General features: G+C 40.9%; 13 protein-coding genes and 1 rRNA gene. 5 read left to right on the top strand and 9 right to left on the bottom strand.

The window, feature by feature from the left end:
• Window positions 1–181: 181 nt before the first annotated feature.
• The 3 genes from phoA to LDO51_RS08965 all read right to left on the bottom strand — a co-directional run bounded on the left by phoA (window position 182) and on the right by LDO51_RS08965 (window position 3,891).
• On the bottom strand, window positions 182–1,621 hold the full coding sequence (phoA, locus tag LDO51_RS08975; protein ID WP_225577184.1) for an alkaline phosphatase: 1,440 nt from the start codon (window positions 1,619–1,621) through the stop codon (window positions 182–184).
• A gap of 196 nt (window positions 1,622–1,817) precedes the next feature.
• Window positions 1,818–2,423 carry a DUF3156 family protein gene (locus LDO51_RS08970; RefSeq protein ID WP_225577183.1) on the bottom strand — a complete coding sequence of 202 codons (606 nt, stop codon included), beginning with the start codon at window positions 2,421–2,423 and terminating at the stop codon, window positions 1,818–1,820.
• On the bottom strand, window positions 2,398–3,891 hold the full coding sequence (locus tag LDO51_RS08965) for an APC family permease (RefSeq protein WP_225577182.1): 1,494 nt from the start codon (window positions 3,889–3,891) through the stop codon (window positions 2,398–2,400). The genes LDO51_RS08970 and LDO51_RS08965 overlap by 26 nt, the downstream gene beginning before the upstream one ends.
• Window positions 3,892–4,288: 397 nt before the next feature.
• On the opposite strand from LDO51_RS08965, the gene LDO51_RS08960 reads away from it, so the two are divergent.
• A complete protein-coding gene (locus LDO51_RS08960) occupies window positions 4,289–4,957 on the top strand; it encodes a helix-turn-helix transcriptional regulator (RefSeq protein WP_225577181.1) in 669 nt (222 codons plus the stop codon).
• Between the two features lie 63 nt (window positions 4,958–5,020).
• Here the strand turns inward: LDO51_RS08960 and LDO51_RS08955 are convergent, their stop codons facing one another.
• From LDO51_RS08955 to LDO51_RS08935, 5 genes are all read right to left on the bottom strand, one after another.
• On the bottom strand, window positions 5,021–6,514 hold the full coding sequence (locus LDO51_RS08955; RefSeq protein WP_225577180.1) for an aldehyde dehydrogenase family protein: 1,494 nt from the start codon (window positions 6,512–6,514) through the stop codon (window positions 5,021–5,023).
• A 29-nt stretch (window positions 6,515–6,543) separates the two neighbouring features.
• Complete coding sequence (locus LDO51_RS08950) at window positions 6,544–6,912, bottom strand: cupin domain-containing protein (protein ID WP_224060114.1); 369 nt, start codon at window positions 6,910–6,912, stop codon at window positions 6,544–6,546.
• Between the two features lie 57 nt (window positions 6,913–6,969).
• Entirely contained in the window at window positions 6,970–8,271 is a 1,302-nt protein-coding gene (locus tag LDO51_RS08945) for an NAD(P)/FAD-dependent oxidoreductase (protein WP_225577179.1), read from the bottom strand.
• Between the two features lie 349 nt (window positions 8,272–8,620).
• Window positions 8,621–9,367, bottom strand: a complete 747-nt coding sequence (locus tag LDO51_RS08940; protein ID WP_225577178.1) for a helix-turn-helix transcriptional regulator — start codon at window positions 9,365–9,367, stop codon at window positions 8,621–8,623.
• 240 nt (window positions 9,368–9,607) lie between these two features.
• Complete coding sequence (locus LDO51_RS08935; protein ID WP_225577177.1) at window positions 9,608–10,594, bottom strand: glycosyltransferase; 987 nt, start codon at window positions 10,592–10,594, stop codon at window positions 9,608–9,610.
• A gap of 212 nt (window positions 10,595–10,806) precedes the next feature.
• Here LDO51_RS08935 and LDO51_RS08930 point away from each other — a divergent pair, with 212 nt between their 5' ends.
• The 4 genes from LDO51_RS08930 to idi all read left to right on the top strand — a co-directional run bounded on the left by LDO51_RS08930 (window position 10,807) and on the right by idi (window position 14,973).
• Window positions 10,807–11,727, top strand: coding sequence for a DUF808 domain-containing protein (locus LDO51_RS08930; RefSeq protein ID WP_225577176.1), 921 nt, complete (start codon window positions 10,807–10,809; stop codon window positions 11,725–11,727).
• A gap of 73 nt (window positions 11,728–11,800) precedes the next feature.
• The gene (narX, locus tag LDO51_RS08925; protein ID WP_225577175.1) at window positions 11,801–13,579 is read left to right on the top strand and encodes a nitrate/nitrite two-component system sensor histidine kinase NarX; all 1,779 of its coding nucleotides are present in this window, start codon (window positions 11,801–11,803) and stop codon (window positions 13,577–13,579) included.
• Window positions 13,580–13,633: 54 nt separating this feature from the next.
• Window positions 13,634–14,272, top strand: coding sequence for a two-component system response regulator NarL (gene narL, locus LDO51_RS08920; RefSeq protein WP_006662852.1), 639 nt, complete (start codon window positions 13,634–13,636; stop codon window positions 14,270–14,272).
• Between the two features lie 179 nt (window positions 14,273–14,451).
• On the top strand, window positions 14,452–14,973 hold the full coding sequence (gene idi / locus LDO51_RS08915) for an isopentenyl-diphosphate Delta-isomerase (RefSeq protein WP_225577174.1): 522 nt from the start codon (window positions 14,452–14,454) through the stop codon (window positions 14,971–14,973).
• Window positions 14,974–15,477: 504 nt separating this feature from the next.
• Here idi and rrf read toward each other — a convergent pair.
• A 5S ribosomal RNA gene (gene rrf, locus LDO51_RS08910) occupies window positions 15,478–15,593 on the bottom strand.
• Window positions 15,594–15,646 lie beyond the last annotated feature (53 nt).

Below are 15,646 nucleotides of genomic sequence, written 5' to 3'. Positions count from 1 at the left end.
ATAACCAAATAAAGATGATAATGATTATCAATCATATCTGCGTTTTTATAAAAATCAATTAAATTTTAGTGTGACTTGAGGGTATGAAGAAGGAAACTTAATGAGGATTTATTGGATTTTATAAACAAAAAAGTTCTCTGTAGCATCCTGCCGCAGAGAACTTTTAACTACAGGGGTTGGTTTATTGCTTCAATCCCATCGCATCGCGCATGGTAAAGAACAAATCGGTTTGGTCAGTCAGACCCATCACGTTCGCAGCATGTGGACCATAGGCTGCGACACGTAGCTGAGCACCTGTATGCTCCTGTGAATCTTCTTCTTCAGAGTTACCATAGTTCACTGTCATCACAGTGCCATCTTTGGTAATCAGCGCTTGAGTTAAACCTGATGATTTAGTTCCATCTGGAATAATTTGACTAGAATGCGAGTGGTCAGCCGTCACGATAACCAACGTATCACCGTGCTTCTTAGCGAAATCTAAGCCAACTTGTACCGCTTGATCCAGCGAGACAGTCTCGCCGATTTGGCCACATGGATTCGCTTTATGATCCTGTTTATCGATAGAAGCGCTTTCAACCTGTAAGAAGAAACCATTTGGATTTACTTTCAGCAAATCAATTGCTTTTTCAGTCATTTGCGCTAGTGTTGGCGCATTCGGGTCTAACTTAGAATTCGGTTTACACTCTAATGCCGCATTATTTAAATTGCCGTGATAAGTGGCTTTTGGACCTTCCCACGCCACGGTCATATTGCCGTCATGGAATAGGCCTAACACAGGTTTATCTTGGTTAGCTTCTTTGATTGCATCGAGTGACTTAGCATCACGGACGATAGTGAATCCGCGATCTGTAGCTTGTTGCTCCAAGGTTTTTCCTTTGTAATCGCCCGCTTTAGCTTCCTGCTTAAAGCTTTTCGCACCACCACCTAATGTGACATCGGCGCGGGTGATCATTAACTGTTCAGAGATAGAACCCCGACCGCCATTTTCCAGCGCATTGGTTGCACACTTTTCGCTGGTTTCTTCAGGGCCGTAGCATTTACGCCCTGTCACGTGAGCAAACTGAGCTGCTGGCGTTGCATCTTGAATTTCAGATGTCGTCACGTTGCCTGTTGCTTTGCCATTACGTTTTGCAATTTCAATCAATGTGTCATGGTCTTTACCGAACACATCAATCCCTAACGCACCATTATAGGTTTTCACACCGGAAGACCACGCCGTTGCAGAGGCAGCAGAATCAGTTACATAGTCTGGTTTTTGTGTTTTCTTATCTAATGCGTAATGGGTGTATTGCCCAGTGATTGGCAGTGCATCGATTCCTTTAAAGAAACCGCCAGCCCCTTCCGCATAGTTACGTGCGACAGTAATTTCAGAATCCCCCATACCATCGCCGATAAATAAAATGACGTTCTTCGCTTGACCATTATGCAGTGCTGCTTTCATGATATCCGTCTGTTCTGTCGATAAACGACGAGCACCACCAAACTTAGTGATATCCCCTTTTGCCGCACGACTTTCTGAAACTGCATCATTTTTATCCGCAGCATAAGCTGGAATTGCAGTCCCTAGAATTAACGTACTTACGGCGACGGCTAACATAGATTTCATAAAATGACCTGTCATAAATTTTATCCTTGCCAATCAATAAGAAGAGTAAATAAGTATGCTTCGAATAGTTGACCAGCATGCTAGAGCAGCCAGATGACAGTTGAATGACGGTTTTATGTCGATATAAAGATGATTGTCACAAACATGGCTACCATTAGCATGACAACCTTAAATGCGAAACGCCCAATCTGGGCGTTATCGATGAGAAAAATTATTGGTGAGAAGCCTGTTGGTTCATAAGCTGAGAAATCAGCTGTAATGCGCTTAACAATCGATGGCGTTGCTGGTCAGTCAAACGTAAATAACGCCGAGCAGCGGGGATCCTACTGACCATTTCCGAAGCGGTATAAGGCTCAATTTCACAACGCCAAACGCCATTTTTGACAGCAATATGACAGTGAGTGAAGTCTAGCTCTTCGAAAGTTTGGCGGATCACCGGGTACTGTTCTAAGTTTTTGACAAAAAATTTCCCATCCGCTTGCTGAGTCGTGAAATGAACCTGTTTTTTCCGTGTAGATCCTGTTGTTTTCACATCAATCTGTGCCACCAGCGCGTTGTCACATTTTCCCGAAACTGCAAAGCGGCTATGCACAATAAACGCCATAAACAAGGTTTTCACACGCTCAGTCACCTCCACTTTAATGCCTTGAGGCAATTGGATGAGGAGCACTCCAGGTGCCCCCCACTCACAAACATAAGGGGCAATATCTTTCTCTATCCGATTTAAAGTTAACCCCGCTTGATACCCTGTCGGGAGGCGCTTTTGAGTTAGCCTTTTCCACCACGATAACTTAGGCAAGGTTACGTAAAGGCTCAAGTTCCACCTCCTCTGCATTATCATCGTCAAATGAATTAGACAATACTTGTTCAACCGGAACAGGCTTAAATGGATTCACTTTCTGCACTAACACGGTCCAACCTAATGCATAACTCGCGGTTAATCCCAACATAATGGCAAATGGAATATACACGTCCGCTTTATTCATGCCCGGAGGCGTGATGTAAACAATTGCTAGAATAATCCCCACACTCGAAATAATTTGAGGGATAGGGAAGAATGGTGAGCGATAAGCACGGTGCAAATCAGGGCGACGAATACGCAATAACACCACAGAAATCGTCACTAATAAGTACGCCGTTCCCCACGAACATACAGCCGCCAGCACCAACGGGATAATTCTGTCTAAATCCCCTTGGATAGCAAATGCATGCAAACAAGGGATCATCACCGCCACTAAAATACCGAACACAGGCGTTTTAAAACGAGGGTGTAAATAGGCAAATACTTTTGGTAATGCCCCATCTAACGCCATACCGTAAAGAATACGCGGAACCGCTGCCATTAAGGTGTTAATGGTCGCCCCACCCGCTAGCAATAATGCAATCCCAATCCAGTATTTACCGAAGTCACCCATAATTTGCCCAGCAAATGCAGGAATAGCCATCGGTGTTTCTAATAGACTCACGCCATTTTGAGGGTCGACAATCACGTTTTCGACTTGGTTTGTGAGTGCCGCACCAAACAAAAACATACAGAATGCTACGCCGCATAAGCCAATCGCCATCGCACGCGGGATCACTTTGGCTGAGTTTTTAATTTCAGGCGCCATTGGTGTCACTAACTCACAGCCGACAAACATAAACATCGCCATTCCCACAAAGCTGAGAACGATGGTCGGGTCAGAAATATTCAGCCCTTGACCAAACCAGCCTTCTGCGGAAACATGAAATGGCATCAGTAGCCCACAAATACTGAAAATCACCAACGTACTCCACATTGCAAAAGTGAGCACCACTTCCACCTTGCCGAAAGCTTCGATACCAAATGCATTCAGTAAACCGAATGCCACAACTAACCCAACCCCCACCATCCAAGAGGAGTTATTGGTTTCCAGCACCGTATTCAGGCTTTCAAAGTTCACTAACGCCATAATGCCGGACAAAATAGTCTCTGCGGTGCCAGCAAAAACGTGAACAATCAGATAGGCTGACAGCGCCCCTGTTATTGCCCAAAAACGCCCCATACCACAGGAGATATAATCGTAAACGGAACCGGAAGTCGGTAAAATTGCCGCCGCTTCAGAAAATGTGGTTAATTGAGCCTGCATCATGATAAAGCTCAGTAAAACGGCTAAGGCAAAAGTATCTCCACCAATCCCAAAACCACTAGTTACAGTGAGGATCACAGGGCTTGCCATAATCACGCCAACCGAACTGGCGAGCGTTGTTGGAAAGCCAACCTTACCTTTTTCAATATGTGATGTTAATTTTGAGGATAAATTCATTTTGCTTCCCTCTCTCTGCTCACAGCCTGAATTGTGAATTTTTTGTAAAAATGAAGTGACTGTATTCTCACTATAGAAATAAGCATAAACATGTCGCCATCGTCCTTTAGAACGATACCCAGAGAGAGGGGAGCACGCAGAGCTCAAGACGAAAAGTACCCTTTTAAAACTCAAATAATATAATAATCATTTAAATATCAATGATTAGTCAAAAGTGACCTCATTAATATATTAACAAATACACTACGAAAGATACCCAAAGGCAGCAAACTCCCTTTAAGCGATAAAAAACAAGTTTTAAATAGTGTAACCACGCTCACGTTATTAACATGTTTACTTTATGTTAATATGATTAAATTGCATGATAGTAAGCTGTATATTTTGATGGGGTATGATGATGGCTCAACCGCTATTTAGTGAGAATCAACAGGGTTTAATCGACTGCTGCCTAAATACAATTGCCCATATCATTCCTATTTCTGCGGCGGTTTATTATCTAGTGAATGAGCACTGGCAGCCAGAAAACCATGTACTGTATGGGATTTCCGCACATATGCATGAAGAGTATCTCTCTGCGTTTTCCCAGCATGACCCTCTACATCCAGACCATTTCCGCGGGGAGGATCTCCGTTTAGTGAAGATGCCAGTGGAAATGCGTCAGCACGATCAAACCTTCTTCCATGATTTTATGCAGCCAAACCATATCGCAGATATGGCAGAGATTTTTATTCGCCGTAAAAATAAGATTGTGGCGGGAATTTCCGTGCTACGCGATACGCCATTTACGCCGGAAGAGGTGATTAGGCTCAATGCAATCTTACCAATTGCGGAGCTTATGACATTTGATGTGCGACCCGATTCTCTGGTTTCCTATACCCCGAAAGAGCACGAAATCATTCATTTAGTGCGAGAAGGCGCCAGTAATAAGCGTATTGCGCTGCTGTTGGGTGTTTCGCTTTCCACTGTAAAAACCCATCTACGCAATATTTTTACCAAAGCCAATGTGAGCAACCGGACAGAATTAGTGTCATCCGGATTTATTCTCCGCCAAGATAAAATTCTATAAAAAATCCCGGCGCATTGACCGGGAAAACTGTTGCTTTACAGAAAAAACAAAACCACTAACGCTCTAATAACGCACCATGACGGACTTTAATTCAGTGTAGTGTTCGATGAATGCACTACCAAATTCACGACCAATTCCAGAGGATTTAATGCCACCGAAAGGCACAGCAGGGTCGAGGAAAGTATGCATATTCACCCAAACGGTTCCTGCTTCAATTTGTGAAACCATGCGCATTGCTTTACTAAGATCATTTGTCCATACGCTCGCCGCTAAACCAAATGGCGTGCTATTCATCATTTTAATCAGCTCTTCTTCATCATCATAAGCAAGGAAAGTGCCTACTGGGCCAAATGTTTCTTCTTTCATTAAGAGGTCATCAGGGCTGTTTGCTCGGATAATCGTAGGCGGTACAAAGTAACCAGCCCCTGCAATTGGCTGCCCACCATAGATAATTTCGCTACCATCTTGGCGTGCTTTTTCAAATAAACTTAAAATTTTATCGTAGTGAGCTTTGTTGGCTAATGGGCCCATTTCTGTGGCTTCATCTAATGGAGAACCAATCTTCATCGCCGATAAACGCGCTTTTAGCTCGTCCAGAACCGCATCCATCAATTTAGATGGAATATAAAAACGCTCTGCCGCTGCGCAGATTTGCCCTTGATTTAAATAACCCGCTTCAATAATGCCGCTCACAATCTTATCTACGGATAAATCCGCTAAGAATGCAGCGCCATTTTTACCGCCCAACTCTAATGTAACACGGGTCAGTTTTCCTTCCATTGCGGAGCGCCCAACGGCTAACCCTGTCGGAACAGAGCCTGTAAAGGTCACTTTCGAGCAAAGTTCATGGCTAATTAAAGCAGGTCCCACTTCGCGACCGCCACCATTCACGATGTTAATCACGCCATCAGGAATGCCCGCTTCTTTGGCGAGTTCAGCCACGCGTAACATGGTCAGAGGGGTAAACTCACTTGGTTTCAGCACAATCGTGCAGCCACATGTCAATGCCGCTGCTAATTTCCAAATGGAAATCATAATGGAGAAATTCCATGGAATAATCCCCGCAACGACCCCAACGGGTTCACGCTGGGTAAATGCCGAGTATTTTTCGCCATTAAATGATGGCAAAGAAACATTCAGAGTTTCACCGCTAATTTTGGTCGCCCAGCCTGCAAAATAACGTAAAAACTGGGCCGCTGAACCCACTTCCAGAAAACGTGATAACTGAATAGTTTTCCCAGAACTTAAGGTTTCTAGTTGTGCTAACTCTTCTAAGTGTTTTTCAAGCAAATCCGCTAAACGATTCAAACAATTGCCTCGTTCCATCGGCGTGGTATTTGCCCATGAACCTTTAAATGCGGCATATGCCGCATTCATCGCTGCATCAACTTCTTCACGCGTCCCTTCTTTCACTTTCGCAATCACTTGCTCCGTGGCTGGATTCACGACGTCAAAATAAGCATCTCCCTTGCCAGAAACAGGCAATCCCTTAATAAAATGACCGTGTTGGCGGTTCAAGAATTCTCTAACTTCTGGTAACAGGGTTAACTCACTCATCGTTATCTCCACCTCGTTAATTTATCGAATTACGCATTCACACAGGCTAAATAGTGTTTTACAAAACGCGCTGCGCTAATTTCCCATAGCACTTCAGTGCCTTTGGCTGCAAACCAAGTGTCGCCTTTGTGGTATTCCACGGTGACGCCCGTTTTCACGTCGGTTAATTTCACTGAACCTTCATGGACAGTTGCCATTTCATCAAATGGGTAAACCATCTTAAATTTACCTGTTGTACAAGCAAAAATACCGCAAGTCAGATTATCTGTTGGCTCGCCGTGGATCATCGCCACGCTTGCTTGCGGATCCCCTTCAACAACCACAGAACCTAAATTGCTCACGCTACCAATGTTCAGTAATTCAGGAAGTGCCTTGTTTAACAGTAATGGGCTGATCATCTTTCTTACCTTCTCTTATGTAATAAAATCAAAAATGGACATTAAATTTAGGAAAACTTAGCGGCGACCTTGCCAATATCCCGATACCTGATGCCAACACTTGGCAAGTGACACAATGGCATTACGCATGCTGTCTTTCCCCATAATGTCAGCATGAGGAATCGAGCTCATCAGGTCATAGCGGCTGGAACCTTCAACCATCCCCTCTGCAAGTACCTTGCACACGATCTGGCTTGGCGTAACACCAAATCCTGAATAGCCTTGCACATAGAACACGTTTTTATGACCTGGGATCGTGCCAATTTGAGGGAACAAGTTGGCACTGCACGCCATTGGACCACCCCATGCCAACTCGATTTTGACATCTTTTAGGTATGGGAAAACATTCAGCATCAATTTACGGTTCCACTCTTTCAAGTCGGATGGAATGTATTCTAAAAAGTACGTCGAGCTACCAAATAGCAGGCGATTTTCGTTTGTCACTCGGTAATAATCGATGACTGGGCGAATATCGCTGTATGCCCCGCGAATTGGGCTAATGCGTTCAATCAATTCATCGGAAAGCTCTTCCGTCATTAACTGATAGGCATAGGTGTTAATTGTTTTTGGGTATAACGTCGGCTCAAGGCCATTCAAGAAGCCATCGCACGCCCACAACATTTTTTTCGCTTTCACGGAGCCCATCGCAGTACGAACCGTCACTGTATCGCCGTACTCAACATTCAAAACTTGGCTGTTTTCAAAAATTTTTGCGCCATATTCACTCACCGCTTTCGCTTCCCCCAGTAACAGGTTAAGTGAATGAACATGTCCGCCGCCCATGTGTTTGATCCCACATGTATAAGCGTCAGAGCCGATAATCTGCTTTAAATCTGAACCTGTATAAAATTCAATTTCTTCATCTGGCGCGACGGCTTTAAAATCTGCAAGCCAACTACGCAATGTTTTTTCTTGGCGCTTGTTGCTACCTAAATAGGCATAACCATGGCAAAAATCCGCATCAATATTGTATTTAGCGATACGCTCACGCATGATCCCCGCGCCCATATTGCTCAGTTTAAAAATCGTTTCTAAACCTTCAGAACCAACGTGCTTTTTAATCGCATCGAGGTCATGACCAATACCAGCCATTACTTGCCCACCATTACGTCCTGTACCGCCATACCCAAGATGGCGACCTTCCAAGATAGCAATATTGGTAATTCCCTTTTCACATAATTCCAATGCGGTATTAATCCCTGAGAATCCACCACCGATGATCACGACATCCACATCGATATCTTCTTTCAAGGTTGGAAAACGCAGGTCATATTTTTTGGTTGCTGAGTAATAAGTTAATGATTCTACTTGGTTATTCATAATGGATACCCTATCTAGTATCTTGCAATAACCTTGATTATCTTAACCAATCATTAACAGTTACATATCCCTTTAGGGACATTCGAAACATAAAGTTAACATTTGTGACGCGGGTACAATATTTACTTATAAACAAGATTAAATCAATATAAATATTTTATGTTTAAATTCAATATGATATATATTTGTTATTATATTAATAGAAAATATTGCATATTTTAATGCGGAATAAAGGCGAGGAGTATTTTATCATTGAGAGAAACATGCAATTAATTGAAAAATAAAACTTTATTTTAATATCTCAGTTTAACCATATGATGCATACAAGAAATAAACTAAGCCTACTAAATTACTGTTTTATTGGGGCCATTAATAAATTAAACAATTCAACTTGAGAGTTGATCTCTAATTTTTGATAGATATTCTTACGGTGATTTTTGACGGTGCCTAAGCTAATAAACAACGACTCAGCAATTTGTGGGGAACCTTTACCTTCCAAAATTAATTCAACTACCTCACACTCTCTTGGCGTCAAACCAAAGCACGTCTGTAAGTCAGTATTGCGGTAATGGCTAGAGACTGAATTAGGTACCACTTCCTTATGTAATCGAGCAATACTTCGAATAATATCAAAGGCTTCTTTTAATGAAGCTTGTTTATTTTCATCTGAAAGAAAAGGCTGATCTTCATTACCAAAGAAAATACCTAATTGTTTATCGGTTGATAGCTCCAGCAATAAACCCGCCTCGTCACACCAACCGGTCTTACGATAAAAATTAAGATAATAATCTGTATGATAAAAACCTTTAGGTGCTAATTCTTTTAGTGTTAATACCTTCGAGCTGCCACCTTTTTGTAGCTCTTGATAGAAAGGATCCATTAGGTAAGCGCCACGCTGATAAATACGATTGATACTATCACTATTGCGCTTCTCAACTTTCGACAGAAAACGCGGCGCGCCTTCTTTTTCGAAGGCATAGATAATAGCGTTATCAAAAGCCACAAAAGAGGACAGCCATGACAATAAATTGGGGTAAAACTGATTGGTTGCCACGGAGTCAATAAGGTCAGGTAATTTATGCAGATAATGATCCATTTAGCCCTCACTCATTAACTTATTAATAATTTATCACCGTGTATATTCTGGCGAACCATACCCCTATAAAGACCATATTATGAGAGGAAGCTCAATTTTTTTGTTATTAATATGTTAATTAAATCACAATATACGCTATGAATATTAATAATATTTAATCAATTATTTAATAAATTGAAGGGAGATAGAGGAAAGTTCAGGAAAGATAAAAGAGAGCAGCCCCGAAAGGCTGCTAGAAAACTAGTTATTGATAATGGCTTTCAACTTGCTGTAACGACGGATCAAACGCCATTTTAATTTCAGCGTTGTGGCATGCTTCCAAACAATATCCCAGTAACCTTTATCAAAAAACAGCTGAACCATCTGCTTTTGTGTTTCCGGTGACTTGATGGCTAATAGCGCTAAAACAACCCCTAAGCCCTCTTTCCCAACTTGCCATAAACAAGCCGGTGCTTGCTTCACTTCCTCTGGATGACGTTTATAGATATCCATCAACATATCTAAGATCTTCAGGTAGGTATTGATCTTACGTACTGAGCGCTCATCTCCGGTTAAGGAGTGAGAAACGGATTGGTTATGGATCAGATATTCATAATATTGTTCATTGATAAACTGCACGCGTTTAGCAACGAGCAGCATTTCGGTAGTCCAAGGAATATCTTGATGGTGTAATCTCGGTTCAAAGGTAAAATTGTGTTCTCGAATTAATGACAAGCGATACAGATTCAACCAAGTTACATGGAGAAATTTACGGGAACTCAAGCCAATTTGTAACCATTGAGGGCCCGTGATCACGCCAGTAGAAGGCACTTTATTTGGTGGGAAAATAGCTTTTGGCGCATCCCCGTTGGTGTACACGTAAGTACCATTGCAAGTTGCTACGTCCAGATCCCCGGCTAAGGCAATCTCTAATAAGCGCCCATACATTCTGGCATCAATTTCATCATCAATATCAGGGAAAGTGATGTATTTCCCTGTTGCGACAGCCATTCCGGTATTACGCGCAACGGAAACACCGCCGTTTTCCTGATTGAGTACTTTGATATTATCAAACTTATTCTCGTATTGACGAATGACCGATTCACTATCATCTTTTGAACCATCGTTCACAATGATCAGTTCCCAATTTTCGAGCTTTTGCGCAATTAAGCTATCAAAAAAATGGGGTAAAAACTTCTCGCCGTTATAAACCGCAACAACGATACTCAATACAGGTTGAGGGGACATGGATTAACCTTACGCTCATTAAAAATGATGATAATGACAAAATATATTCTAGTCTTTTATGAAAAATTCATAATTAAAGCAAAACTGTTATGATAGGGGTAACTTTACCTATCCCTATAATTACTCAAATTATCAAATCGCTGTGAACTAATTTTGACTTATCTTACCTAAGAAATGTCAATTATACCTCACCTTAACAAAAGGATCCTCCTGTGGCTGGAAGTAGCTTACTTGCCTTATTAGATGATATCGCAGCAGTTTTAGATGATGTGTCAGTGATGACAAAAATGGCAGCAAAAAAAACGTCCGGTGTTCTGGGTGATGACCTCGCTTTAAATGCACAACAAGTCACTGGCGTTCGCGCTGAAAGAGAGATCCCTGTCGTCTGGGCTGTCGCAAAGGGCTCATTCATCAACAAACTCATTTTAGTCCCACTCGCATTATTGATTAGCGCTTTCATTCCGTGGGCAGTCACACCATTATTAATGATTGGAGGCGCATATCTCTGCTTTGAAGGCGCTGAAAAACTTGCTCATAAGTATCTACACAAACATGAGGCTTCACCATCAGAAGCTGTACGAGAGGCTCAGCTTTCGGAACAAGAAATAGCAGCATTTGAAAAACAAAAAATTAAAGGTGCAATCCGTACTGATTTTGTTTTATCTGCGGAAATTATCGCTATTACTTTAGGTATCGTGTCTTCAACAACCCTCCTGAACCAATTTGCAGTTTTAGCAATTATTGCCATTGTCATGACTGTCGGGGTGTATGGATTAGTTGCAGGTATAGTCAAACTAGATGACTTAGGCTTCTATCTACAGAAAAAAGCATCTACTTTGCTGCGTAAATGCGGTAATGGGTTAATCTATGTAACCCCTTACTTAATGAAAACATTATCTGTTGTAGGAACTGCTGCGATGTTTATGGTCGGAGGCGGCATACTCACTCACGGAATTACCTATCTGCATTTATGGTTCGAAAAAATAGCAGAGAAAACAGGTAGCATCAGTGTTGTTGGTAATACACTACAATTTTTGACACCTTCCGTTCTTAATTTAATTTTTGGATTAGTTATCGGTTTATTTATTGTTTTCATTATTAATTTTTTTGCTCGATTTAAAAAAACAAAATAAAGCTAAAAACTGACTAATATCCTTAAATACATTATGGTAATAGTCAGTTTATTTTGTATCAGGAAAAGAAAGAATGCCGACACTTCACCGACGATTTTCGATCATCAATCAGGTTATTGGGTTAATGCTGCTTATTGCTGTTTTGGGCATTATAGGTATGACGATTTCCAACCGTATGATCATCAGTGTACAAGGCAACGCTCATGCCATTAACACATCAGGCTCCTTGCGCATGCAAAGTTACCGTCTACTTTCTTTAACACCCATAAACCAACACAGCCAAAATTACCTTGATGAATTAGAAAAAGACTTACTCAGCCCTGACCTCACCCAAGTGGTTAAAATTGAAAATCTCACTCCTGAATTTAATAAAATACATGAATTTTGGCTGAATACTCTAAGACCTGCACTCACTCAAGCATCTTCGCCTGATGATGCACGCTATGAAGTCATTACTTTTGTTAATATGCTCAATGAGTTAGTTCATAACATTGATGATAAAACTGAGAGAAAAATTGCTTACGTTGCGATGACTCAGCTTATTTTTATTAGCTTAGTCTTTTTACTGTTGATGGGAACAATCTGGCATTTAAGACGAAAAATTTATTACCCATGGATGAAACTACTTTCTATGGTTAATGCTATTGGGCGTAAAGACTTTACTCAGCGCTATCCCATGAAAAATAATAAGCAAGATGAGCTCAATGCCCTAGGTGAAACCCTCAATCATATGTCTGATGAGCTGGCGCAAAGTTACCACCAACTCGAAGAACGTGTGGCAGAAAAAACCGCGGACTTACTCGCTAAAAACCGTGTTTTGTCATATCTTTATCAATCAAATCAAATATTACACTCATCGGAAACGCTTTATTCAAGATTACAAAAAGTTCTCGCTGAGCTGAAAAACATTACACAGCTAGAAAACTTGCGTCTCAAATTATATGAAGATAGCAATGAACAATATTTCCATGAAATCTCTTATTCCACAACCAATCTCGAAGTAGATAAAACAAAGCTATCTTCCACTGATCAGCATCCATTAAACAATGATTCAGTGAAAGAATATCAAACGTTGCAGTGGGATCTCTCTGACAACATGCACCGATATGGTGTAATTATCGGTGAAATTGAACAAAATAAACCATTTTCTGATGAAAAAAACAGATTGGTTCTTATGCTTGCGAAACAGATTTCAGGTATGCTCACCATGGAGCAACAAATAGAGCAACAACAACAGCTGCTGATCATGGATGAACGTGCCGCGATTGCCAGAGAGCTTCATGACTCTATCGCACAATCACTTTCATGTTTAAAAATGCAAATTAGCTATCTGCAAATGCAACCAGAACCATTACCAGAAACAACTCTACATTTGCTCAATGAGATGCGTACAGAAATTAATACTGCATACAGCCAGTTACGAGAATTATTGACCACTTTCCGCTTGAAACTCACTGAATCAGGTCTATTACCTTCCCTCAAAAGCACTTTAGGTGAATTTAGTGGGCGTATTGGCTTTAGTATTCAACTTAATTATGAAATTCCAGCGAAAAGTATTTCGCCACACCAATCTATTCACATAATACAAATTATTCGTGAAGCTCTGAGTAATATTTTGAAGCATGCCAATGCAACTTGGGCTAAAGTTTCATTAAGCCAAAATAGAGGCACCGTCACCATTACAATTGATGATAACGGTAATGGTATCGATGACAATCCAAATAAACTTAACCATTATGGCCTCATTATTATGAGAGAAAGAGCACTTAGCCTGAATGGCGAGTGTTACATTACTCAACGTACCGAAGGGGGGACTGAAGTGAAAGTTACATTCCCTTTATCTGACATTTAAAGCATCTGATATTTAGAACACCGGATCAAATCATTCATGGAGACTAAAAATATAATGACCGAAAAATCAACGATCCTACTTATTGATGATCACCCAATGCTACGAAATGGTGTAAAACAGCTGATTAGCTTAGAGCCTTCACTTCAGGTTATTGGTGAAGCTGGAGATGGCAAAACAGGAATTCAAATAGCAGAAGAACAAGATCCTGACCTGATCCTTTTAGATCTCAATATGCCCGGAATGAATGGTTTTGAAACCCTGGATGAACTCAGAAAACGCGAACTTTCAGGTAGAATTATTCTCTTTACCGTATCAAATTATAGTGACGATTTGATCAGTGCGCTTAAACGGGGTGCTGATGGTTATTTGCTAAAAGATATGGAACCTGAAGAACTGATTATCGCACTCAAAGAAGCCGCAAGTGGAAAAATGGTGGTTAGCCCGACATTAACCTCCGTTCTTGCCGAATCATTAAGAGAAAATCAATCACAAAATGAAAGCGACGCTATCGCGCTAACGCCACGAGAATCCGATATTTTAGAGCTTATAGCTCAAGGATTATCAAATAAAATGATCGCTCGAAATTTAGATATCGCAGAGAGCACAGTAAAAGTACATGTAAAACATTTACTTAAAAAACTAAATCTAAAATCTAGAGTTGAAGCTGCTGTCTGGGTGCTTCAACAAAAATAATATTTCTTCATCATACCATCTTCATTCATAGCTAAATGATCAATTCATCTAGCTATGAATGTACTTTATCAATCTCCCATTGCTAATTAGCGAAGGCTATTAATAGCTCTAATCTACAAGTCATTTTTTCCAGTTATAATAAGCTTGTTGTTGACTCTTACTGATGCAGATGATCCCCTATGATAGAAGAACAGCTTATTTTAGTTAATGAACAAGACACGCCGATTGGTAGCATGCCAAAACTACTTGCTCATCAGCAAGGCTGCCTGCATCGTGCATTTTCTATCTTCATTTTTAATCATAAGAATGAATTACTCATTCAACAACGCGCATTTCATAAATACCATTCCGCTGGACAGTGGGCTAATTCCTGCTGTAGCCATCCAAGGCCACAAGAAGATACCCATGGTGCAGCTTTACGTCGCTTAACGGAAGAACTCGGTTTTTCAACTTCATTAACTCATGTTGGTGAGTTTATTTATAAAGCGGATGTTAATGGCGGGCTAATTGAGCATGAGTATGACCACCTATTTGTGGGCTACTATGACAAACAAGTCATTCCTAATCCTGAAGAAGTCAGTGCTACCCGCTGGGTTAGCCTTGAAACTTTAGCCCAAGAAATCAGTACTCATCCTGAAAAATTCACTCCGTGGTTTAAAAAAATCTGGGAAAAATACCCGTTGCTGAATTTTTCTTCCTAATCCTTCTTCTATATTACGTCAGCCACAACACATTCATTTTTATCTGTGGCCAGATACTCTTTTGATAAGCACGTTGAAATATAACAAATTAATATATAAGTCTTTTATTACAATATAATGGCTAAAATGGCTTAGGCTTTTTTATTCTAAAGTAGAGAACATTTTAAGATTTATAGTTTTTCAAATAAAAATTTTCGGATGATAGTTTTTGCATGATAGCGTTTAAATAGAAGCAGTTAGAGAGTAAGCACAACGCAGTTGAGATTTGAGATTTGAGATTTGAGATTTGAGATTTGAGATTTGAGATTTGAGATTTGAGATTTGAGATTTGAGATTATGTCGGATCAGCGATTCACCGTTAAAGTGCTTTTATTCGCCCGGTCTAAAGGGAACGCTTTCGACGGGACTGCTTCAGAGGATAATAATATTGCCTTTATCCCCCCTTTTTCATCCCCCTCAAACGCAAAAAAGCCACCCAATGGGTGGCTTCTCGGCTAATTTAATGTCTGGCAGTTCCCTACTCTCACATGGGGAGACCCCACACTACCATCGGCGCTACGGCGTTTCACTACTGAGTTCGGCATGGGGTCAGGTGGGACCACCGCGCTATTGCCGCCAGACAAATTCTGTTTATTCCCGTTTAAGTCTTTTCTTAAACCAGAATATCAATCCT

Origin of the sequence: Providencia alcalifaciens, assembly GCF_020271745.1 — a bacterium.
Taxonomy (GTDB): Bacteria; Pseudomonadota; Gammaproteobacteria; order Enterobacterales; family Enterobacteriaceae; genus Providencia; species Providencia alcalifaciens_B.
Note: the sequence above shows the minus strand (reverse complement) of the source record. Positions and strands in the feature narration are given on the sequence as shown.